Raw genomic sequence first — 22687 nt, forward strand, 5'->3', positions numbered from 1 at the left:
TGGAAGCATATCTCGGACGACTACCCCATTCGCCGTTCCAGGGCCTTTGTTCACCAAAGTGAGCGTAAACGTAAGGGTATCTCCCGGACGAACAACCGGACTACTGGAGGTTTTGGTTAGCTCCAAATCTGCCGTTGGCACCACGCCTGAACAAGTCGGCGGGGCGGTAACGGTGACGGGGGTGAGGGTACAAGTTGCGGTGGTGTTGTCCGTCAAGGTAAGGGTCAGGTTTCCACCCGAAATGGGGAAACTGCTGCTGGCTGCACTGGTTGCACCGTAGTTCAAACTGGCAAATACGGTTGAAGTTGGGGCTGGACTGATCTTATCCACTTTATAATTAGCCCCTACACCCGTTCCCGTAGCCGAAATGGTGAAGGTGAAAGTGTCGTCACTGGGGTCGCCAGCAGTACCATTGTTGTTACAAGTGGGCGTTACGGTGGGCGTGTTAATGGCGCAGGCCGGTGGTTTCAAAACCGTAACGCAGGCATCATCATCTTCCGTAAAGGTATAGCCATTATCAGGTGTAGAGTCGGCGTCAGTTTCGACTTCGGCAGAGACTTCGGTACAGTTTCGGATGTTCATCCCCACGTTGGTATCGGCATACCCAAAGTCAAAGCTGTGGTTGTTTTGTCCGGCAAAACCCGTTGTAAATGTAATCCGAACAAGAGGACTGGCATTACCTGCTGAATCCATATGCACACCATCGGCATCCGTTTCATCATTCGCCCCGATATCCGCTTTGGTAGCGTAATAGGTGGTGCCCGAAACCGTGGTGGTTTCGCCTACCGAAAGTGTACAAGAGGTGTTACGTGGGATCATTCCATTCGGCCAAGAGGAAATCCCGCCTGCGCCATCCGTAAAATAATATACCCCCACTTGCCCACCAACGGTTGCTGTGGTGGTGGTTGCCGTTTGTGATCCGCAAGTCAGTGTAACCGTAAGCCCATCCAGCCCATTTTCACCCGCATCCTGAATCCCGTCTTTGTCGGTATCCAGCCAGACGCGGTTCCCAATTTGAAGCGGGGCAGGGTTCTCCAAAATTTCAATATCACCCACGCCACCCGCTTTGCCAAATGTTGGCTCAAATCCAGCCGCACCTGCAGCAAGAAAAAGTTCGTAGGGTAGTGACTTCGCACCATCTGTGAGGCTCCAGTCCACCGTACCGCCGGTACTATAGGTAATTGGATCCATAATAGCCGCTTTGATGGTGCCGCGCCCGCTATTTACCACGCCAGCGCCCATGCCAATTTCTTCGTGATCTGCGCCCCAGTTGTCATTACAGAAGAATTCGCCACTGCCCGGGCCTTGTCCATTAGAAGGTCCGCAACCTGTGGCAATGGTACCAACGACACCCGCAGATTCCAATGTCCAGGTTCCGCCATTATTCCACATCGCCAAAGCATCACCACCGGAAATGTAGGAAACAAGCCCACCGCTAAATCCGCTGGGACGTCTGTTCGCATACCCTAATTGATGCCCCCCACGATCCATGAAAGAAAGTACCAGCAAACCAGAAGGGGTGAAGTCAAGGTCAGACAGAACCGGTTGGGGATTAACTATTTGTTCTCCACTAACAAAGAGAAAATCATTAAAGTCATCTGACCAAGGGTACCATTGATTACCGTACGGCGGGCTAATGGAAGCCTTACCTTTCGGATAGGACAATGTGATGGGGAAGCCGGGCAACGGGGTGTTGGTAAAGGTGTTGGTTGCCGGATTAAACGTATAAACGTAGGCTGCCAAATCTGCGCTTGTTCCGGATGCATCTTCCGCACTACAAACCAAGCCCACATAAACCAAACTCCGATAAAACTCTACAGCAAAAGGACGGCTTGTGCCATGATTACAGGTGGGCGTGGGAATAGCATACTGGGTCACCATTGCGCCTGTTGGAACGGCTCCTGTTAGCCCGATCCGCATTTTTATGAGCTGTTTCCCGTACAGGTTGATTGTGTACAAGTCTTTTTGATCGTCCGAAACTACCAAGCCGCCAAGCCCTACTTTGCCGGTCAGGTAAAAGGCATCATCATCTTGTGAAAGCGTATTGGATGTACTAAACCCCCGAGCCGTATCCGAAGCATCAAACGTACCTAAATTGATGTTATAAGGCGCGTTCTCTAAATCCAAAAAAAGACTTGTCGCAGCGGTTCCGCTTGAGTAATCTATTTTATAGATCCCGCCCAATCCGCCTGGTCCTAATTCAGCATGTCGTTTCAAAAATGCGCTGGCGAAAGCGAACTTGGTAATTCGTTGGTACGCAACCCCCCAAACGGATCCAACTTGTGAGTTTAGGGCATCACTACTTGGTAGTGTAGCCTGTCCGGTATTGGTCCATGGATATGACACAAAAACCGGCAGGCTGGCAAATGATCCTGAAATATTGGAACCGCCTTTAAAGATCGGGATGGCGACCTTGGGGCTTGCAGAGGCTAAATAATCTTTAGGGTAGTTAACCCCGTAGTCCACATTAGAGGCTGGTGCGGTTACAAACTGAACATTGGTTTTACTATCCGTCCCTCCTGGCCCCGAAAAGTCGCCAATCGGCAAGCCTGAAAATACCACTCGGCTTGCGCCTGTACATCCGGAAAGCGTGTACGTTCCTAAGGTTGCTGTTGTGGTAGAAGTGGTGGTTGTGGCCGTCCCGCCGGAGCTATCTGTACAGGTAACGGTAACACCGCCTACACCAATTTCATTAAACGTAGCGCTGTTGTCTTTCGTACCATTCGCGTTGAAATCACGAAAGACGTTCCCTGTAATGGTTTGCCCATGTACAGATCCGCCCATCAGTAGAAGCAATAAAAATGGCAAGAGCCCAGGGTATCGGGCAAGGTTTCGCAAAATCCCTAATGGACTTTTTATCTTTTTTTCATGCATGGTGTATATGTGGTTAGCGGCTATGATTATTCATTGGCTCATTTAAGCTAATGTGTTTAATGCAAACCCTATGCCAAACCAAGTCTCCTTTTCCATTAGGAGTTCACAAAGGTGCTATATTCGGCTAACCACATGATCACTTCTTTGTTTTTCAAAAAACAGATGTGTCACTTCTGGTGTACATCTGTTTTTCATTGCCGCAAACCAAACCCCGTAGCAACCTACTGGCTACGGGGTGAGACTCGGAGGGAAGCGGCGGAAGTTATTAATTCACGGTCACGGTAATGGTGAGGGTGAGCGTAGCACCCACAGCCACGGTTCCAACCGTCCAGAGGCCAGTACCGTTGTCCTATAAAGAAAAGAAACAATGTCGGACCTTAAGGTACAATCTTTATAGGCACGGGTTTAATAGGAATTGGTGCAATATATCCTGGCGCATCAATGGAGCGTCGTAAAGCATCGGCCCATTCCGAATTCAGGCTCTTGAGTTTGGTCAGCATTAAACGAGCCGATAATTCATCCGCTTGTTTGAGGTGCCAAATACCCATCCAAAAAATGACCGACGGGTCTTCCGGCTCATGTTGGAGTAGCACCTCCAAAATAAGTGCAGCGGCATTTAGTTCGTTTCGCATCAGATGTGCTTGGGCCATCCCATATAAGGCGAATCGTTCTAAAGGAGATTGGGGGGGGATTTTTTTAAAATACCCTAGGGCTTCTCCATAACGTGCATGTTGTAAAGCAACAGAACCCAATGCAAAGGCTGCCATAAACTGGGTCTCATCCCGGTCCAACGCCATTTTATAGGCAGCAACCGCCTTTTCCCGCAGCCCAATGAGTTGGTATATCGCCCCACTTAAAAACTGCGCACGGGCATCTTCTTCCACTTCTACTGCCAAATCGTCCATTTGCCGGACATAATGGGCAATGGTGCCTTGTTTCACATAATCGGATCTTTCGGCAGCAAGAGACAACATATCGGATGCTTCCAGCAGTTTGCGATAAGGCGTGTCTTCGGCATTGGTTTTGTTGAAAAAGTAAAAAAAACGCCGTGGTTTAGCCTTCCAATCAATTTTATCAAGTACAGGGCGCGGATCGGTGGAAACGGTCATAGACTGTTTTTGCCCTTCTCCGGTACGGTCTTGGTCGCCCAAAGAAACCACGCCCAACACCCTACCTGCTTCATCCATTAATGCCCCACCGCTGTCTCCGGGTCGAACCGCATTTGTACTGACCCATTGGCGGTTAGTAGTTTGATCCCCTTTGTTTGGCAATCCAAGTTCCTCTGTTTCTGACCATGTACCCACACTGGGCATTTGGCGGCTCCGCGGCCACCCAGCGGTAAATACCACATTTTCGAGATAGGCCGTTTTATCATTTTTTTCCGCCAGTTTCAAGGGCACAAGACCAGCCTTGCGAATGACTTCAGGGTTTACCGCCAAAACCGCAATATCTCGTTTTGCATCCATCTCCCATGCCTTCTTCGTGGTGATTAAACGACCATTGGGCAATCGGATATCCACCTCACGCGCTTGTACCAAGGTATGAAAACTGGTTACAACCGCATCTTCCCGAATCAAAAAAGCAGAACCAATCCGGATGGGCTCTCCAGCCTTCCGATGATGTACCCAAATTGGCATTATCCCTTCCTGTGCGGTTATTCGTTCCGGTAAATTGACATAAGCATGCAAAACTTGCTGCCCAGTGGCATAAGTGGTTTTATCCCCCGAAAAGCTGAAAATTGGCGCTTTCAGGCTGCCACGCTTACGTGGTTCCAACACAAACACCCACCTCATACGACTGACAGGCATCCACTGTTCAAGTGTCCATACACGGCTTTGTGTGGCAGAAATAACCCGAAAGTGCGAGGGATTATAGTGCAATTTCCCCTTTTCAAATGCCTGCTCCAAGAGATCTGGACGTGTGGATAAACTCCAGCAAGTCACTTCGAAGGTTACATGCCCTCCCAAAGCCACAAACGCAGTATGAAAGCGGCTGGATAGGTGAACGCGCTCCACCTGCGAAAACAAATCAGGCGAAGAAAGCCATCCCATCACGAAGAAAGCCATACACTTAGCAAAGCCATTGCTCAATCGGTATCGCATTTGCTTAACCTCCCACTGTTAAATGTATTGATCCTGCCAACTGCCAATAGACACCACATTAATTAAAGATAAGGTAATAATTTCTTAATACTGCCTTTTAAACATTTCAAAAAAGCTTTGGTTTGCCATCTGACTTTACCTTTATTTAAAGAAATTGTAAAGCAAAAACATTGACCCCACCCTTTAGTGATGACGTGGGCACAAGATGCCCTTGTTCATCCGGAAGGGAAAAGGGTAATTTCCAACAAACGGAATCTCTACCCCAGACCAATGAACCTCTATCACTTCTTGACATCAACCCAAAAGAAGACCCTAAGCATTGCAGGGGTGGGCACAAATGCTTATACTCCGCTTTAGGGTACCCTTACGCCACGGCCCAAACCATACCCTGATGTTCACCCAATCCCACACAACCCTTGTTTAAAAAAACCTTTAGGTATTCAAAACCACCCACATGACCATATTAACCGATCGAGACTTAACTGCTGAAGAACAAAAAAAATGCACTGCTCAAATCATCATAGACCTACGGCAAACAGGGATACAGTCTACCCACCAAGATGCAATATTGCAATGGCTTGATCGCTCGGATAAAGTGAAAGTGAATGGAATTGCCGTAAAAGATTTTTGCGCCATTAAGGGAGAATCATATTGGTTACATGTCCGGGCCCGCATTTTCTACCGACTATTTCGTATGGCGCAACAATTAGACCGCCTCCCGACAGACCTTGATCTGACAATGGTCACGGAAATTTATACCCACTCCGCAGCAATTCCCTTTTGGCGTGTACTTATCCCTCATGCAAACTTGCATGTCGTTCCGTTGCATGATCAGAAAAAGAAAAGGCCTGTGCGATTCAGCCTCTCGTACCTAAAACACCTACTTCAATTATCGTATGCCCTAAACAAGCTACCCAAAGAAGGTATATGGGTGTTCTCGAATATTTTTTATAACCAGTTGGGTGCTGACGGCGTAATGACCGACCGCGTCTTCGATCCGCTACTCACTGCATTAGGCCCCAATGCACGTCGTTTAGAACTTCTACCGATTCCTCCAAAAGGCTTGGAACAACTCCCCCATTTGCTGCGCCAACCCCAAACCCCTTACCCAAATACCACGTTAGATGCCATCTTGATAAAGTTCCTTTTGTACCATCCGCAAAAAATCTTTCACACCCTTTGGCAAATTGGGAAATACCATAGACGGTTGAATAATAAAACCATCATTCAAGGTACTTTTACTACATTACCACCATTTTGGGAATCCCAGTTCCGAGACGCCCTCTCCCAATCCTCGGCCTCTATTCCGGTTCTTCACCTTGTCAAACAATCTTTGCATCGCTTCTTTGGAGAGAAAAATCCGACCGCCGTCATTGGCTCCAGTGAAAACAATTCGATTGGCCGCACCGTTGTAGAGGCCGCAAAAACATGGGGAATCCCAACAATTGGTTACCAACATGGGAGCATAGACCGTCACAATGCAGATTATCGTTTTGCACCACATGACATACCAGCCGCTATCCCGGATTTGTTTTGCTGCTGGGGCGACGAAGTACGGGAATATTTGGTTTCAGAATGCCACTACCCACCTGAAAAAACCGTGACCGTTGGACGCTTGGTGACTGGATTGGAAGCTGGGGTGGTTCCGAATGACCAGATAACCCGATTCAAGGACGCCCAGCAAAGGCCCATTTTGCTTTTTGCATCACAGGCTCAAGGCATGTTTGATGAGGTACGTACCCTTTCTGGGCCACTTCTGGCGCAGTTTTGTGTACAGAATCATTTTTCCTGTGTTGTCAAACCACATCCCCGCGAGACAGACGATGGCCTTTATCGCCAGGCATTTGCAGAAGCAGGGATTATAGACCGATTGCTCGAAATACAAGACGGACTATTTCCGATGCTGGCCGCAGCCGACGTTGGTGCTACTTGTTATTCTACTGTTGGATGGGAAATGATGTGGATGGGCCTTCCTCTTTTGCTGCTCGACCCACTCAAATTAGATTTGCTCAAACTCCGATCTGCCCCTTTTGTTTACACCATAAGTGGTCACAAAGACCCACCTTTTCGTGTTTGGATGGAACATCTCGCAGAGCATAAGGCAGCCGGAAAACAAGCAGCAATCCAAAAATTGGGACCTTTAGAAGGCAATGCCGCCGCACGTATATTGGCGCTCTTGCACAAACCGTAATAAAATCTGGTTACAAAAATTCTTATTCCTCATAATCCAGTTCATGAATAGCACACCAGTTTTTCATCGCCCTACGAAACATCTGACGTCGGAACCGTTGCCAATCATCCGCCAAATTTAACCCTGTGACCACCATTTCCCACCTTCGTTCCGCCAGCCCGGACTGTAGTACCCGATTCAATTCGTCAATTTTAGCCTCATTGACTACCACATTCCGGACAAATCGGTGCATGATATCATATTCATCCACGTCCTGACGGGTTGGCAACCGCATCCAATCGGCATTATCCAAAATTTCAGCGGCCAAACGGGTTTCCATTTGCTCCCACCCCTTCCCGCTGTCCGATCCACCCTTTTCAGCCGCATGAAAAGCTTCCGGTGTTATCGCAGCCACTTGTCCGGTTGTAGGATTGAGATAAACCAGTAATTGTCTTAAACTAAGTTCAAGGCCACGTACCAGATCGTCTAACTTAAGAACTTGCATCACAAAATGCTTCATTTGGGGGTTACACCGCCTCAAAACGATTGGCGGCCCGGTTTTTTACGACATGATCCGGATGAAAGATGCAACCGTTCATGCTTACATAGACCCCTCGTTCAAACGCCTGAACGACCCCCATTGCAAATCCGATGTTAAATACGGCATCTGTATTCCGAAACCTTGCCGGAGAAAGCGAACCAACCAATACAATGACCCGACTTGTTGCCAAGGGTGCCAAAACTTGCGCAGTTTTGACCATCGTATCAGTCCCATGCGTTATAATAATACGCTTGCTCGGACAAACCTCTACGGCGCCGAATATTGCTTGCCGATCGGCATCCGTAATTTCCAAACTATCTTTCCGCATTAATTGGCGGATTTCGTATGCGGGGGTCACATTTGCTTCACGAAGAACTTCGCCGATCATTGGGTCGCCAATTTCAAATTCACTCTTGGCATCAAAATATACCTTGTCTATGGTGCCACCAGTGGTAAAAATGGTAATCATTTCTAATGGGGGTTTGGGGAATTTAGGGAGTGGAAGTTAAAACGGATATAAGATGGGAGCAATTAAAACCCTCGTGCGTAGCAAAGATTCTTTTTTCGCCAAATAAACGGACTTCCCTGTAAATAAGATTAACCCATGACCAACTTCAAAGACCTCTTTCAACATACCAAAACCATCGCCGTGGTGGGCTGCTCCGACAAACCCTACCGAACAAGCCATCGGATTGCCGCCTATTTACAATCGGTGGGTTTTAGGATACTCCCGATTAACCCCCATGTTCAAAGCGACATTCTTGGAGAAACCTGTTATCCTGACCTGCTCTCTGTTCCAACTGAAATCAACATAGACCTGGTGAATATCTTCAGGCAACCCCGTTATACGGCTGCTGTTGTGCAGGAGATTCTTCTACGAATGGCTTTAACGCAAGAAAGACCTGTCATCTGGACTCAAATGGGCGTTTCTTCCGAGGAGGCCCGACGCATTGCCACAACCAACGGCTTAACCTATATAACGAACCGTTGTACGATGGTAGAACATGCCTACCTTGATTAGGCCATAAAAAAACGTGCCCAATTCAATTGCTTGCTTTGGACACGTTACAACCTCCTCCTACTGAAGCAGCCGCAAACGCAGGCTACTTCGGGGCTACAAAAAAATACAACATTCTCAAACGCCTTTGGCCTAATTTTTATATAATTGGTCAAAAAAACGTGGTGAATGGTCAAAAAACGGGTTAGGGACTCAGTCGGCTTATCAACCGAGCAAATGGAATCGCCTCCCGGACATGTTTGAGACCTCCCACCCAACAAATGGTGCGTTCTAATCCTAGCCCAAACCCACTGTGCGGCACCGATCCAAACCGCCGCAGGTCTAAATACCACGAAAAGGCAGACTCCGGCAAGTCGTGTGCGCGGATCTGATCCAGCAAAAACTGCAAATCGGTTGCCCGTTCTCCCCCACCAATAATCTCTCCGTACCCTTCTGGAGCCAGCACATCTACCCCTAGTGCCAACCGATCGTCTTCTGGATCGCGCTTCATATAGAACGCTTTGACGGCAGCCGGATAACGGTGTACCATAATGGGCGTATCGAAATGTTTTGTCAGTACGGTTTCGTCGCTGCCCCCCAAATCATTCCCCCATTCAAAAGCAATGGCAGAGGCTTTCCATTTAGGTAAATTACGCTGACGTTCAGCACAATCTTCTAATAATTGGTTGATTTCGATTTCCCGCGCATCAAACTTCTTCTTTTCCCACTTTTTGGCTGATCCATAGTTTTTTTTGATTTCAGTCAGTTCCGAACGTAGGCTCTTTTCTTCCTCAAAAGCGGCCTCCAATTCACTATCCAACATTTCCATGCTTTTGCTACTCTTAAGCAGATCCACCGCATCCGAATAGTGAATTCGAGGGAACGTGGCATCGGCTTTTTTCAGCAGCGCCACATCTCGGCCCAAAACGTCCAGTTCCGCCCTGCAATTGGCCAGTGCATCCCGCAAAATCCGGCGCAACAACCCTTCTGCCATGTCCATATTCATGGCAAGGTCATAAAATGCCATTTCTGGTTCGATCATCCAAAATTCAGTCAAATGGCGACGGGTCTTGGATTTTTCAGCCCGAAACGTAGGACCAAAGGTATAGATTTTTCCTAACGCCATAGCCATCGCTTCGCCATATAGCTGTCCCGATTGGGTGAGATAGGCTTTTTCATCAAAATAATCAACTTCAAACAAAGTGGAGGTGCCTTCAACCGCATTTCCGGTAAAAATGGGGGCATCCATCTGCACAAATCCTTGCTCCTGAAAATAGTGATGAATAGACATGATGATAGTGTTTCTGAGCCGCATCGTAGCCCAAGGGCGCTGGCTACGCAACCACAAATGCCGTTGATCCATCAGAAACTCAATTCCATGCTCCTTGGGAGTGATCGGATACCCTTCTGCCCGTTGTATCAGAACCGCCTCATGAACCACAAGCTCGTATCCCCCAATCTGACGATCATCCTTCCGCACCAACCCCGTTAACACCAAAGAACTCTCCTGCGTCGCATCTTCGGCAGCAGCCCAAGACGCCGTTCCAATTTCTTGCTCTGCCATCACACATTGTACTAGGCCCGTTCCATCTCGTAAAATTAAAAAGTGCAATCCTTTGGATGAACGTTTGTTATAAAGCCATCCTTTCAAGGTCACCAATTGTCCATCGTGGCTTGCCAAGTCCCGGATGTACACAAAATCGTGTTGCATAAATTACCTGTTTGGAGAAACATTTGCTAAAATTCAGTAGCGCAAGATACGTTAATCCGCTACAAGAATCCAGAGATGCACCCCTAACTCGAGGCCAAAAGGCGGTTTAATTCGGCCATACCAACCGCACCTTCCCGTAACAACTTCAACTGACCGTCTGATATGGCCACAACCGATGAGGGGGGGGCTTCGGGCAAAGCACCCGCATCCACAACACAATCTACATTCAACAGAAATGACGAAGGCAAATTTTTCAGGTCGTTTACGGGTGCGCTTCCAGCCGGATTGGCCGATGTGGAAAGCAATAAACGATCCGTTTTTTCAATCAATGCCTTACAAAAAGAATGGGACGTTTTACGGATACCAATCAATGCTGAAAGCCCTCGAAGACGTGTAGGAACCAAATGGGTGGGGTGAAACAGCAGCGTAATGGGTAATGAGGCATCCATCAACTTACGGTGAATGCTTGTATATTCCGCAATCCATCCAACCACCCGATCCCAATCGTCGGTGAGTACCAACATGGGCTTAGTCGCATCCCGCCCTTTGATGGTTTGCACCTTTTGGATTAGTTCGTCATTTTCAGCATCCCCACCAATCCCATAAACCGTTTCGGTGGGATAGATAACCACATTTCCCGCCAAGACGGCATCTACGGCTTCCTCAAGAAAGGGCGTCATCCCGATATGTTTAATTTTTCTTTATAATTTCGGCTTGCCAGTTGGGGCTTTTGCGACTCCCGCTAACGGTGGCATGAATCAATTCAAATTCCCCAAATCCGCTCATGTCTGCGAAGATAAACTCCGCCCGTCCCTCACCGGGGATATTGTTGTATTCCCAGATTTCGTAAGGTACGGTTTCGCGGCGCGACAAATTGGGTTGCGTAGAAGAAGGAAGGCCATATTTTAGCAAGGTTCTTCCACGATCCGTTTTCCAACCAATCGTAAACTTATTAGAATAACGGTCTTTCGCCATCCGTAAGTTTTCATAAAATTCCATCCGGTATTCATTTATAGATGTCTGAGGATTGGTATCTCGTGCCAACCAATAATCATAGAGCCACCGCCGTTTAGCCTCTATTGTCGCCAATTTGGCCATTTGTCGTTCGTCTGTAGTTGTAGAAATAATTTTTATGTGCTCCATTTCGTCCGCCACTTCTTCCTCGGTCATATTAACAAACACAGAAGCCAAGAAGTCTTCATCAGGATCTATTTTTGTTTCCTGAAGTTGGATATTAGGGTTATAAATAAAGAACTTACGTCGTTGTTCTAAAACGGCTTCGTTATTTTCGTTTAAGATAGCCACCCGAAGAAAGTATGCACCCGAAACCAATTTACTGACATCAAAACTCCCCGTCAGAACATCATTCTCCCGAAGGGTGCGTTTCTCCCGGATTTCCAGTCCCGGTATGGCCTGAGGCGCACTTGCAGCAGAAACATAGGCCAATAAAGTATATTCGGCTTGTTCTGGATTGATCTTGATTTGTGAAATTTGATAAGCTTCTGCATAAAAAAGTAATTTATCTACTCCATTTCCATATAATTGATTTGGATTTGGGCGTACCGAAAGGCCACTTCTATAAAAAGCATCGTCTCGGTTTGAAGAAGGCTCCATCGCCGATGCAAACATAATGTCAGACATATTGGCTTTGGGCGTCTGGTCCATAAAATTCCTGACCGTCACTTGGCGTGTAAGAGACTCCCCCACGATTCCTAAGGTGGCATCCGGCAAAATCTTGAGAATCAACTCGTATTCTCCCGGCGGGACAAGATCTCGGATCAAATACTGAAAGACTTGGCTATCACCTACAAAGGTTGTATCCGCGATGGGAAAAGCCAGCCTCATGGCATCGCCCCGAACCGCCTCGGCCACCGTCTTTCCATCGGATTGTACGGTGTTTCGGGTAAGTCTCCATTGTATAGGAACCAATGCAACCAAACCTCCCTCGGCTACAGGTCGGAAGGGCAAAGACTTAACCTCAAAAGACAGATATATTTCAAAAAGACTATTACCACCCTCATAAGCAAAGGAAGCATGATCCAGACTTACCTTGACGCGACGGGGTTCTGGAGCCTCCTGCGCGAAAACAGGGTACACAGCAGTACCAACCAAGATCAATATATACCAGAATAAACGAGAACCAAGCTGTTGCATACGGATGATTTTTGGGTTGCATAGGGAATAGCGGTTGCGCTAATCTAATTTATTTAGAACGATTCAAGCGGAAAAAAAGTTCAGAGAGAACGACCTAAGCCATGAATGGTATGTAAAATCGCTTGAACCGTTTTCAAAATACAAGGTACAGCATCGGCCATGCAACCGCCAAATCCAATCCATATCTAAAAAGAGGATGGTGTAATGGGTACGTTGCCAAAAGGGTAATTACCAACAAGCCACTTAAGTCTTCTACCGGAAAAGGGGTGTAGGTCCAGAAGCCAATCCCTAGCATTGCACCCAACCACATTATTTGACGCAGTTTCTGTAGAGACCAATTAAAAAACAGGGGCTTGATCCCCATTATTCCATCGCCAGACCGATCTAAATAATCCGAAATCAGGACATTAGGCAGAATATAAACCATCCGATAGAATATTGAAAACACACCGTTTTCGGGCCATTCTTCGCGAAAAAACAAGATCGGTAAAACCACGCCACTCAGCCCCCAAACAACTATAACCCAAATGGTTTTGAGGCTGCCAAATTCTTTTAATCGTTTACCACAGATAACAGGAAAAACATAAAGTGCCGCAACACATGTTAGAAACAATAACGGCTGCCACAACCAGCGAGACAACATAACCGCACCAATCAAGATCAAAAGAGAAGCAATAACTATCCACCAGAATAAGCCAAAATCAGAGGTCGTTCTACGGTTATTCAGAACATCTTCGGGCGAGAGAAAAGAGAATTGATCTGCGGCATAGACCAAAAACGTTCCAGCAAAAGCCAGTACAAATAAAACTGGTTCTTCCGGTAGCCGGAATGCTGCTACAGTAGCCCAAATCCATGAAGCAGCCACCAAGCCTGCAATGGCCGCCCCCACAGGAAAACTTTTAAGAACGAATACCCAATTGTTTGGCTTCGGTGAGCGCATCATTAATCAACTTAGCATATGTTTCTACTTGACCAGAACCATTATAATATTGGGTAAAAGTCCTAATACTCCCTTCTTTCAGATAACGAATCATAGCACCTGCTTCAGGTGCTTTTACGTTTTTACAAAAATCAAAAAACCCAAGAATATGTGCTGCTTCTCCTGCCTGAAACGCATTATACATGGCCATTGCACTCTCGTAGCCGATGTTGCGATAAGCAGAAATGAGTATCTGAGGCCCGCCAATGCTGCACGACATCAACCCCGGCTCCGAATCGCCTGCAAGCCGCTGAGACAAGGCCAAAACACGATACTCCAGGTCTTGTTTACCATGAAAAGGCTGAAAAGGCTCGTTTAGTGTTTCGCGAAAGCGATGGTTTTGCCAAGAATTACCTCCAACGCCAGCATGACCACCATGCTGAAAATGTCGGTTATACACAGACTCGTTGTACTTACCCCAATATCGAAAAAAATGATGGTTCTCGAATCGGATAATAGCCCGATTGGCAAGGTGTATCCGACCACCACTTTCCACATAAAACACCGCCAGTGCAGATTCAATTGGAATTTGGGTAAGGCTCTGAATCGCCTTGATCAACCCACCCATTCGGTTATACAGTTCTCCCATACGCACCCGACTGGCTGGCCACCCTGTACGGATAAGGATAGGCGTTTGGGGTGTCAGTTCAATATTTTTTAGAATTGGATTGTCTTTGTAATAAGGTGATTCCAAATGAACTTTAAACAGTGCTGCCCAAGTTCCGGCGCCAACAATACCATCTTCTTTCAAGCCATGGGCTTTTTGGAATTGTTTTACCAGACTTTCGGTAAAAGGCCCAAATCTTCCGTCAATGTTACCAACAGGATACCCTTTGTCGCGAAGCACGCTTTGCAATTCGCGGACAGCATCTCGGAGATGGGGTGTCACATGATCAAATCCATCATATAAACGGAGTAAAGGACGGTCATTCACATATAGTGCTGCCCATGTTTTCCTGCCGACAATGCCATCGTCTCCAAGCCCCTTGCCCCGTTGAAAAACCACGACGGCTTCCTTGGTTTGCATCCCGAAAACACCATCTAAAGGTACTTGAAATCCTTTGTTTCGCAGTAATTTTTGCAATTCTAAAACAAACGGTTTAAGTTCGAGGGTTTCTGGCGTTTTCCCATCATTGAGTTCGAGTGTGGGGCGATCATCTACAGCCAACGATGCACCGACCGATGTTGAGGTTACAGGATTTGGCATGGGTTCATTAGGTTGAAGAATTGTCAAGGGCTTTGGTGGCGGATGCGGTGATACAAGGTACTAAAGAAAAGGTCGGAACTGCAAGGGGAGCGCTTGCAATTCCAACCTTTTGGCTTAAAAACCAGATATCTGTGGTCTCTTTATACCCTCCTCAAAGTGCTTTGTTGTGTATTCTGAAACAAAAAACTTGTTTCTTGCATAACGGCTCTACTTATCAAGTTTATTTCGCAACCACCACCTTGTGGGTTTCTGTCATGCGGCCTATTACAATCCGCAAAAGATAGACCCCATTCACCAATCCGGACGCATTGATATTCGCCGCCTGTTCGCCTGCTGGTAACCATTGTTTGGCTTGGCTTTGTACCCGCCGCCCCATGACATCGTACAATTCCCAGGCTACATCGCTTTCCTGGGCAAGGTGCAACTGAATACGGGCATCATTGCCAAATGGATTAGGATAAACGTTAGCCAGAACCTGTTTTCGAGGGAGCAGCTCAGGCGTTGTCTGGGTGGCCCATTTACGGTGCTCATATAATCCCGTACCAGTACCAACCACTAAGTCATCAAAATACAAGACGTTGATTTGTGTGCCATTAGGATAGGTAGCATACGTGGTCCAAACACCCCCAGAATATACATAAACGCTATTATTTGCCGTTACATAATAGCTATTCGTGGCGGTATCTACGGTAACCGCTTTGCACGTTGTATTTGGGACACCCGAAGCAGTTGCAAAAACATTATAGGTAGCAGCCAAGATGCTTACAACATACATTTGATTGCTGTCGTAGTCATACCCACACGCCACCGGGTCGGAGGTGGGGCCAGCTACAAAAATATCTTCAATTCCGAGTTTTGTATTGGAATACGTTGCTTCTACTGCCCATTTAGTCCCATCCCAGCCATAGCGTTTAAGAAATCCAGTGGCCCCATTGTATGCGGTTCCAACCAAAACCTTGGTCACTCCCCCCACAGAATAAGCCTCAATGTCTTCTACGTCCAACGAAGTAGGGAAGCCATCTAATGGCGTAAAAGTCCATGTCCCAGTCCCACGATCGTATTCACCCACTTCTGCTCCACCATAGCCTGTGGTAGGATCTACATAGCTCACAAAAATACGGGAGAGGTCGTTCGGATCTACGGCTATCCCCGACACATAAGTAGCCGCAGAATACGTACTGGGTAAGTCTCTCACCTTTTTCCATCCCCCTGTCCCACTTTCAAAGTCCACATAAATCCGTGAGTTTCCCACATAAACATGCGCCTGGCCCCAATCATCATCCGGACTAACGGCGACGGAATAATAAGGCGATCCATCTCCAAAAGGATAAGATACCTTCCACCATTCGCTCGAGGTGGCAAACGAACTCCCTTTCCAAACCCCTGTTTTGCTTACGGCCCAAGCCAATGTTTTGCGTTCATTCATACCAAAACCATTGATTTGAATGGCTTCAATACCAGCGTTTATGTTCACAATATCAGCACCCCTATTGAGGCTCCTGCCCAGTCCCGCATCGTTGGTTAAATACACCCATTGTGTAGAAATTGGGTCGGGGAATGTAGGCCCGTCGTTTGGATTGGTTTCTAAGCTTGTGTGTCCAAATTTTTGCCATGTTCCACTACCTCCCTGATTGCTACTCACAGCCGATCCAAAATAGACGGCATACCCACTGGCCACCTGTTCAAATGTTATATTAGGCCCAGCAATGCCATTTACGCCCGTATTTACTTGTGTCCAATGAATGCCGTCATCATCCGAATACGCCACCTTTTTAAAATGTAATGGGGGCGTTCCAGTATCACCACCTAAAAATACCCGACCGTCTGGCGCAACGCCCAAGGTAGAATATTTGTCATTGCCCACTTGGGCCGTTGTAAGGGGAATGGCAGAAATTGTCCCAAAACCGGCAGCCCAATCGGCGCTACTGTGGTACAAGAGGGTTGAAGAAGGCGCATTTCCTTCCCGCAAAATCCATATGGTTTCATCCACCGGATCCAACACCAACGACACCTTACCGGAAATGGCCGATGAAACCACCACAGGGCTTCCGGCATCGGGCTTAAAACCTGTTCCGGTAACACTGCCAAACCCAAGTTTCAGATTGCTGTCTTGATATAAAAAAACAACTTTATTGCCTCCACCAGCAATGGCCTGTACATTATTATAAACCAATGTGTTTTTTATGCCTGTTGTGTGGTCATATTGAATAATTTTTCCATTGTGTAGCACATATAACTTACGAAATGCTGTCGCAACCATCTGACGAATACCACCACCATATCCATCACTACTGTCAAAACCAGGCAATGCAGAAAACGTATAGTCTCGTAGCCCTCGGTGGAAAATGGAATTTGAACTTTCGGTTGACACATACAGGTCATTCGCATTTGCTGCAATTGCATTAATGGTGCCGCCATAAACGCCAATGGTTCGAGGGGCTTCCTGTGCGAAAGAAAATGAAAACCACAAAACGAGACCCAAGAGATGCTTCTTCATGTTTTATTTGATTTGTTTTAATAGAATTGAAAGGCTGAATCCTTTATTTCCTTACGCCAATAAGAAGGTTTAGAGTGCTCATGAACCGCAAAAAAAAAGAGCCTGTCGCAAAAGACAGACTCTTCTTCGCCTCAAGAAAGACGGATACTTACTGACGTCCTCCGCCTCCACCAGTAGCTGGTCGCGGATTTAAGTTAAACGGTTTACGAGGTAATTTTTGATCGCGTTGACTGGTATGCCACACAAAAGAGGCTATTATCGTCGAGGCTTGTTTCATGTCCTCTGCCACTAAATGATCCCAGACATCCATATTGGAGTGATGGGTCCGGCTGGAATACGCCATCGGTTCTTGGATAAACTGAAAGCCCGGAATACCGACTGCATCAAAAGCAAGGTGATCGGTTCCACCTGTATTGGACAAGGACAAGGTGGACGCATCCAAATCCTTAAATGCATCTAACCAAGGACGAAAAACGCCTTCGATGGCTGCATTTCCTTGCATATAAACCCCACGAATTTTTCCTGTACCATTGTCCATATTAAAATAGCCCGCCACTTTTTCTTGTCCGGGTTTAAGAGATTTTACATTGCCCATCCCTTCTACCTCAGCAAAATGATCGGCAACATAAGCACGGGAACCCAATAGCCCTTGCTCTTCACCCGTCCAAAGGGCAATTCGGAGGGTACGACGGGGTTTTTTACCTGTTTCCCGAATGGTTTCCATCAAAATTCTGGCCGCTTCCATCATGGCAGCCGAGCCAGCAGCATTATCGGTTGCGCCACTTCCTGCATGCCACGAGTCGAAATGTGCGCCAAACATGACCACTTCGTCTTTTAAATCGGTTCCAGGAATTTCGGCAATGATGTTGGCTTCCATACCATCAGTGTTAGAAAAACTGGTTTTCAGATCAACCGTCACCTTTACACTAAGCCCTTTTTCGATCATCCGGATAATGCGGTTGTATTGCTCTACCGCCATCGTTGCCTGAGGCAATACTTCGGCATTGGCGGTTTGTGCCCGACCTTCTTTTGCACGGGCGCCAGAGACAAAGACCGTTCCATAGTCCCCTTTAAAGCTACGATCCACGATCAACAATGGCTTTTCATCATAGAGTAGTGCCCACTTGAGGTCGCCCAATTGGTTCCGATTCATGTTAAACCGCTGATCATTGGAAGCGGGGGCTGCCGCATTCGCCAAATCCAATAAACTCTTAGCATCGTGACGAACCGCCAGTGGATCGAACCACTCTTTCGTTTCCCTAATAGGCTCTATCAAGACAATTTTCCCGGCCAGTTTGCCTTTGTATTTGCCCAAGTCTTCTTCTTTTTGCACATCAAAAACCACAACCTCGGCGGTTCCACTGGCCGAAGGCGACCATGCTTTGGGGTATGCAATGATGGGGAAAGGATTGGGGGAAACAGCACTCATAGAAAAGTGGTTTGCCTCCCAACCACGTCCGAAGGGCCCCCACTTCTCTGTATGAACATTTTCCAACCCCCACGAACGGAGTTGGTTCATGGCCCATTCGGTGGCACGGTCTAACTGAGGAGAACCTGTAAGGCGCGGCCCATAAACATCGGTCAACCAACTGGCGGTTTCCATGACCTTGCTTTTCTCTAAACCATGTTTCCGTATAACTTTGTTGATCTCTTCATCCGGCTTTTCTTGGGCCAAAAGCGGCAATGCCAAGATCAGTAGCAAAAGAATCGGGGTTATTTTTGGACTGTACTTCATAGGGTTTTGGGATTGTATGAATGAATGTGAAGAATGAATATAGCAAAAAAAACATCCGTGTCATACGACCAATATAAGACAATGCCATTTAGACATCCGCTCCATCGTGTCCGAGGTAAATAATATGCCTCCTGTTGACATCCCCAAAAATAGGTTGTAAGTTTGTTTGGAAAAAAACATGTCGCAAACAACCCCTTTAACCCGCGAAACTATCCATTCTTGGCCCAAGGCTGAATTACATTGTCACCTTGATGGCTCTCTCCGCTTATCTACTATGCTGGAGTTGGCACGTGAACAAGGCAAAACAGACTTATTACCAGCAGATACCGAAGAAGGCCTTCACGAAGTGTTGCTTCAGGTAGATGATTCCCCCACCCTCGAAGCATACCTTTCTTGGTTCTCTTATACCATCCCCCTCATGCAAACGCCGGACGCCCTCCAACGTATCGCATATGAACTGGCCGAGGAAAATGCGAGAGAAAATGTTCGATACCTAGAGGTTCGGTACGCACCCATTACCCACACATGGGAAGGCATGAGTATGGAAGCCGTAAATGAGGCAGTATTGGAGGGTTTGGCCCGGGCCGAAAAAGATTTTGACATCAAAACAGGGGTCATTATCTGTGGACTCCGCGATCGGTACGAAAGCGCCTCGTTGGCACAGGCAGAATTGGCCGTGGCCTTTAAAGACCGGGGCGTGGTAGGATTTGACCTCGCCGGAGGAGAAGCAGGACACCCCCCAAAACATCACCTGTTTGCTTTTTACCATGCCATCAACAACCTGCTCAACGTGACCGTACATGCAGGTGAGTCTTGGGGGCCAGACTCGATCAAACAAGCCGTAACCCGTTGCCATGCACACCGCATCGGGCATGGCACAAGTTTATACCAAGATGAAGAATTATTACGATTTATGCTGGATCACCAAATTCCATTGGAAATCTGCCCCACCAGTAATGTTCAAACCCATGTCGTCACCGGATTTGACAGCCATCCTCTGAAAAAATATGTAGATGAAGGCCTTCCAGTGACCATCAATACTGATAACCGATTGTTTAGCCGCACTTCGGTAACGGAAGAACTGTGGCGGGTGCATACACTTTGTGGCGTCTCGGAAGCACAACTCAAAGAAATTGTCTTAAATGGTTTCCGCTATGCCTTTTTGCCCCATAAAAGTCGTTTGGATATGCTCGCTAAAGCAACTCAGGAAATCTATGCTATTTAACCCTTATCTGACCGAATGAAACATGCGCATTTTATTGATAGAAGACGAACCCGGCATCGCCTCCTTTTTGAAGTCTGGATTTACAGAGCAAGGATTCGAAGTGGCTCAGGCATTTGATGGTGAGATGGGGCTAAAATTGGCACAAGAAGGCGCCTTCGAGGTGATCATACTTGATATTATCTTGCCTAAAATGACTGGGGTAGAGGTTTGTAAACGCATCCGTGCAGGGGGAAATACCGACACCCCAATCCTAATGTTAACGGCTCTGGGCACGACCGATGACATTGTGCTTGGTTTAGATAGCGGCGCTGATGATTATCTCACCAAACCCTTCAAATTTAAAGAACTATTGGCAAGAGTCCGTGCCTTACAACGCCGGAAACTCCACACCCCCACAACCAATATCTTGCGCATCAGTGACTTGGAACTGGACTTAGACCGGAAAGAAGTACGAAGATCGGGCATACTGCTAAAGTTAACGGCCCGAGAATTTAATCTCCTTTACTTTTTAATGCGCCATGCAGGACGGGTGGTTTCCAGAACTTCCATCCTAGAAGAAGTTTGGCATTTGGATTTTGAGCCCGGTACCAATGTCATTGATGTATATGTAAATTATCTTAGAAATAAAGTAGATAAACCGTTTAAGACAAAACTTATCCATACGGTTATTGGCATGGGTTATGTGATTAAGGAGGGGACTGCTGAATGAGCATCCGCTTAAAGTTGATGTTAATTCACGGCCTCTCTAGCCTGATTCTCTTGGTATTGTTTTGTTCTTCTATTTATTACTTTTCATGGCGCTTCCGCAAAAACGAATTTACTCAACGGCTATATGACCGCGTGGAACTTGTTGAAAAAATCCATTTTGAACAAGGAAAACTTTCTCCAGAAAACCTTACCCATTTTAAAAAACGGTTCTCGGAGCTTTTGCCAGATGAAAAAGAATATGTCATCTATATCAGAAATCATCTGGTAATAGATTCCCTGCTTCATCATTTTGAATATCCATTTATTCAGGCACTACAAACCTACCAAAAGTCCTATTTTGAGCACGGAGCCATTCAGGGTGCGGGGCAGCTATATCCGTTTGGAGAAAAAAAATATGCCATCATTGTTACAGCAACCGACCGTTATGGATGGACCAAACTCCGAAACTTGCGTTCGGTTCTTTTTATTGGCTCCATTATTGCCATCGCTCTCATAATGTTTACCACTTGGTGGTCATTGGGGAAAGCCCTACAACCTTTAGAGGTTTTAGTGGGCGAGATACGCGCATTCAGGGCGACAAACCTAAAACGAAGGCTTTCGGTCTTTAATCCAAAAGATGAATTTGGCGAGTTATCTTCCACTTTCAACCAACTCCTCTCCCGCCTCGAAGAGGCATTTCTCACCCAGCGTCACTTCATTTCAAATGCATCGCACGAAATCCGGAATCCGTTAGCGGCTATCTTGGGTGAGGTTGAGCTGGCCTTAATGGATAACCGCGATGCCCACACCTACCAAAAGTCATTAACAACCATAGGTAGTCATGCCGAACGCCTCAACAACCTGATTAATAACTTACTTCAACTCTCCAAGACCCAAAACGACATCGGCCAACTTCAAATGGAAGAACTCCGAGTGGATGAAATACTCGAAGAACAACTTGATTCATTGTATCAAAAAAACACACAAATAGATATTTCTCTTGATTTATCCTTGCCAGAGCATCCAGATGCCCTAACGATATGGGGAAACAAGCCGCTGTTTCAAACGGTGATTCACAATATTTTGGAAAATGCCCTTAAATTTTCGGATAATAAACCAATAACGGTTACCCTTTTTACAGCACCAGGAGAAGTAGTTTTTTCAGTAAAAGACCAAGGCATTGGTATGAGCAAAGAAGACCAGAAACTACTTTTTGAGCCGCTCTATCGGGCCCAGAATGCCAGGGGATTCCCCGGATTCGGCATCGGCATGGCTTTGGTACGCCGCATCATCGAAGTCCACAAAGGCAGAATCCTCATTGAGTCTGAATTAGACGTAGGAACCAATATTCAAGTATATTTTCCAACCATTCAGCAAACTTCTAACACTGTTTTAATTCATCCTTAAGCCTGTTCCAATGTCATATTTGTAGTTTAGGGCTTAAGGAAAACACGGTGAATGACCTGTGGACGGAGTTTCGCCACAGGAAGGCGGCAAAGGCCCGGTGTTGTGTGGAACATCGGGCCGCTTTTTTTGTATATGCTCGCCCACTTCCCCCTACACTTTTATAAGCGAATAAAAAACAAGTGTATAAGACATTTTGGATCGTTCTTGAAGAAGGTTTCCATCATCCATTATTGTAGGAGTTTGTTTGCTTTGGGTCTTTGGACAGCGGGCTGGAGCATATCGAAACCATGCCGGAGAAAACTTTTTCGTTTGGAGGTATTGATGATTTTACCGTTCCGGTCTTTATGGGGTTTCAAACGAATGGCCTTATGATGGGGGTGTAGCCAGTGCCCAACGTGCAT

16 protein-coding genes are annotated in these 22687 nt (G+C 46.7%); 5 read left to right on the plus strand and 11 right to left on the minus strand.

Annotated elements, in window-relative coordinates; genetic code table 11:
* Both JNN12_09165 and JNN12_09170 read right to left on the minus strand, forming a co-directional pair.
* Positions 1 to 2874: DUF11 domain-containing protein (locus tag JNN12_09165; protein MBL7978499.1), on the minus strand; the 2874-nt coding region annotated here is incomplete at its 3' end.
* A gap of 377 nt (positions 2875 to 3251) precedes the next feature.
* Positions 3252 to 4976, minus strand: a complete 1725-nt coding sequence (locus JNN12_09170; protein ID MBL7978500.1) for a trypsin-like peptidase domain-containing protein — start codon at positions 4974 to 4976, stop codon at positions 3252 to 3254.
* A gap of 454 nt (positions 4977 to 5430) precedes the next feature.
* On the opposite strand from JNN12_09170, the gene JNN12_09175 reads away from it, so the two are divergent.
* Positions 5431 to 7167 (plus strand): hypothetical protein, encoded by a 1737-nt coding sequence (locus tag JNN12_09175; GenBank protein MBL7978501.1) that lies wholly within the window; start codon positions 5431 to 5433, stop codon positions 7165 to 7167.
* A gap of 22 nt (positions 7168 to 7189) precedes the next feature.
* Here JNN12_09175 and JNN12_09180 read toward each other — a convergent pair whose 3' ends face one another.
* Together JNN12_09180 and JNN12_09185 are read right to left on the minus strand one after the other, a co-directional pair.
* Complete coding sequence (locus JNN12_09180; GenBank protein ID MBL7978502.1) at positions 7190 to 7654, minus strand: hypothetical protein; 465 nt, start codon at positions 7652 to 7654, stop codon at positions 7190 to 7192.
* Positions 7655 to 7673: 19 nt separating this feature from the next.
* On the minus strand, positions 7674 to 8156 hold the full coding sequence (locus JNN12_09185) for an asparaginase (GenBank protein MBL7978503.1): 483 nt from the start codon (positions 8154 to 8156) through the stop codon (positions 7674 to 7676).
* 135 nt (positions 8157 to 8291) lie between these two features.
* Between JNN12_09185 and JNN12_09190 the strand changes: the two genes are divergently transcribed.
* A complete protein-coding gene (locus JNN12_09190; GenBank protein MBL7978504.1) occupies positions 8292 to 8708 on the plus strand; it encodes a CoA-binding protein in 417 nt (138 codons plus the stop codon).
* Positions 8709 to 8889: 181 nt separating this feature from the next.
* Here JNN12_09190 and JNN12_09195 read toward each other — a convergent pair whose 3' ends face one another.
* The 7 genes from JNN12_09195 to JNN12_09225 all read right to left on the minus strand — a co-directional run bounded on the left by JNN12_09195 (position 8890) and on the right by JNN12_09225 (position 18967).
* Positions 8890 to 10395, minus strand: a complete 1506-nt coding sequence (locus tag JNN12_09195) for an asparagine--tRNA ligase (protein MBL7978505.1) — start codon at positions 10393 to 10395, stop codon at positions 8890 to 8892.
* An 83-nt stretch (positions 10396 to 10478) separates the two neighbouring features.
* A complete protein-coding gene (locus JNN12_09200) occupies positions 10479 to 11075 on the minus strand; it encodes a threonylcarbamoyl-AMP synthase (protein ID MBL7978506.1) in 597 nt (198 codons plus the stop codon).
* Positions 11076 to 11085: 10 nt separating this feature from the next.
* A complete protein-coding gene (locus tag JNN12_09205) occupies positions 11086 to 12549 on the minus strand; it encodes a GWxTD domain-containing protein (GenBank protein ID MBL7978507.1) in 1464 nt (487 codons plus the stop codon).
* A gap of 133 nt (positions 12550 to 12682) precedes the next feature.
* Positions 12683 to 13492 carry a hypothetical protein gene (locus JNN12_09210; GenBank protein ID MBL7978508.1) on the minus strand — a complete coding sequence of 270 codons (810 nt, stop codon included), beginning with the start codon at positions 13490 to 13492 and terminating at the stop codon, positions 12683 to 12685.
* Complete coding sequence (locus tag JNN12_09215) at positions 13449 to 14735, minus strand: peptidoglycan-binding protein (protein MBL7978509.1); 1287 nt, start codon at positions 14733 to 14735, stop codon at positions 13449 to 13451. The genes JNN12_09210 and JNN12_09215 overlap by 44 nt, the downstream gene beginning before the upstream one ends.
* A gap of 220 nt (positions 14736 to 14955) precedes the next feature.
* Positions 14956 to 17232 carry a T9SS type A sorting domain-containing protein gene (locus tag JNN12_09220; GenBank protein ID MBL7978510.1) on the minus strand — a complete coding sequence of 759 codons (2277 nt, stop codon included), beginning with the start codon at positions 17230 to 17232 and terminating at the stop codon, positions 14956 to 14958.
* Positions 17233 to 17380: 148 nt separating this feature from the next.
* Complete coding sequence (locus JNN12_09225) at positions 17381 to 18967, minus strand: M20/M25/M40 family metallo-hydrolase (GenBank protein MBL7978511.1); 1587 nt, start codon at positions 18965 to 18967, stop codon at positions 17381 to 17383.
* 178 nt (positions 18968 to 19145) lie between these two features.
* Between JNN12_09225 and add the strand changes: the two genes are divergently transcribed.
* The 3 genes from add to JNN12_09240 are packed head-to-tail and all read left to right on the plus strand — an operon-like array spanning position 19146 to position 22286.
* The gene (gene add / locus JNN12_09230) at positions 19146 to 20192 is read left to right on the plus strand and encodes an adenosine deaminase (GenBank protein ID MBL7978512.1); all 1047 of its coding nucleotides are present in this window, start codon (positions 19146 to 19148) and stop codon (positions 20190 to 20192) included.
* A 22-nt stretch (positions 20193 to 20214) separates the two neighbouring features.
* On the plus strand, positions 20215 to 20901 hold the full coding sequence (locus JNN12_09235; protein MBL7978513.1) for a response regulator transcription factor: 687 nt from the start codon (positions 20215 to 20217) through the stop codon (positions 20899 to 20901).
* Positions 20898 to 22286, plus strand: coding sequence for a HAMP domain-containing histidine kinase (locus JNN12_09240; GenBank protein ID MBL7978514.1), 1389 nt, complete (start codon positions 20898 to 20900; stop codon positions 22284 to 22286). Before JNN12_09235 ends, JNN12_09240 begins: the two co-directional genes overlap by 4 nt.
* The last annotated feature ends 401 nt before the right edge of the window (positions 22287 to 22687 follow it).

Source organism: Bacteroidetes Order II. bacterium (assembly GCA_016788705.1).
Taxonomy (GTDB): Bacteria; Bacteroidota; Rhodothermia; order Rhodothermales; family UBA2364; genus UBA2364.

Coding starts and splice junctions, on each gene's coding strand:
- JNN12_09170 (MBL7978500.1), bottom strand. CDS start 4,976: ATGCGATACCGATTGAGCAATGGCTTTGCTAAGTGTATGGCTTTCTTC.
- JNN12_09175 (MBL7978501.1), top strand. CDS start 5,431: ATGACCATATTAACCGATCGAGACTTAACTGCTGAAGAACAAAAAAAA.
- JNN12_09185 (MBL7978503.1), bottom strand. CDS start 8,156: ATGATTACCATTTTTACCACTGGTGGCACCATAGACAAGGTATATTTT.
- JNN12_09190 (MBL7978504.1), top strand. CDS start 8,292: ATGACCAACTTCAAAGACCTCTTTCAACATACCAAAACCATCGCCGTG.
- JNN12_09195 (MBL7978505.1), bottom strand. CDS start 10,395: ATGCAACACGATTTTGTGTACATCCGGGACTTGGCAAGCCACGATGGA.
- JNN12_09200 (MBL7978506.1), bottom strand. CDS start 11,075: ATGACGCCCTTTCTTGAGGAAGCCGTAGATGCCGTCTTGGCGGGAAAT.
- JNN12_09205 (MBL7978507.1), bottom strand. CDS start 12,549: ATGCAACAGCTTGGTTCTCGTTTATTCTGGTATATATTGATCTTGGTT.
- JNN12_09210 (MBL7978508.1), bottom strand. CDS start 13,492: ATGATGCGCTCACCGAAGCCAAACAATTGGGTATTCGTTCTTAAAAGT.
- JNN12_09215 (MBL7978509.1), bottom strand. CDS start 14,735: ATGCCAAATCCTGTAACCTCAACATCGGTCGGTGCATCGTTGGCTGTA.
- JNN12_09220 (MBL7978510.1), bottom strand. CDS start 17,232: ATGAAGAAGCATCTCTTGGGTCTCGTTTTGTGGTTTTCATTTTCTTTC.
- JNN12_09225 (MBL7978511.1), bottom strand. CDS start 18,967: ATGAAGTACAGTCCAAAAATAACCCCGATTCTTTTGCTACTGATCTTG.
- add (MBL7978512.1), top strand. CDS start 19,146: ATGTCGCAAACAACCCCTTTAACCCGCGAAACTATCCATTCTTGGCCC.
- JNN12_09235 (MBL7978513.1), top strand. CDS start 20,215: ATGCGCATTTTATTGATAGAAGACGAACCCGGCATCGCCTCCTTTTTG.
- JNN12_09240 (MBL7978514.1), top strand. CDS start 20,898: ATGAGCATCCGCTTAAAGTTGATGTTAATTCACGGCCTCTCTAGCCTG.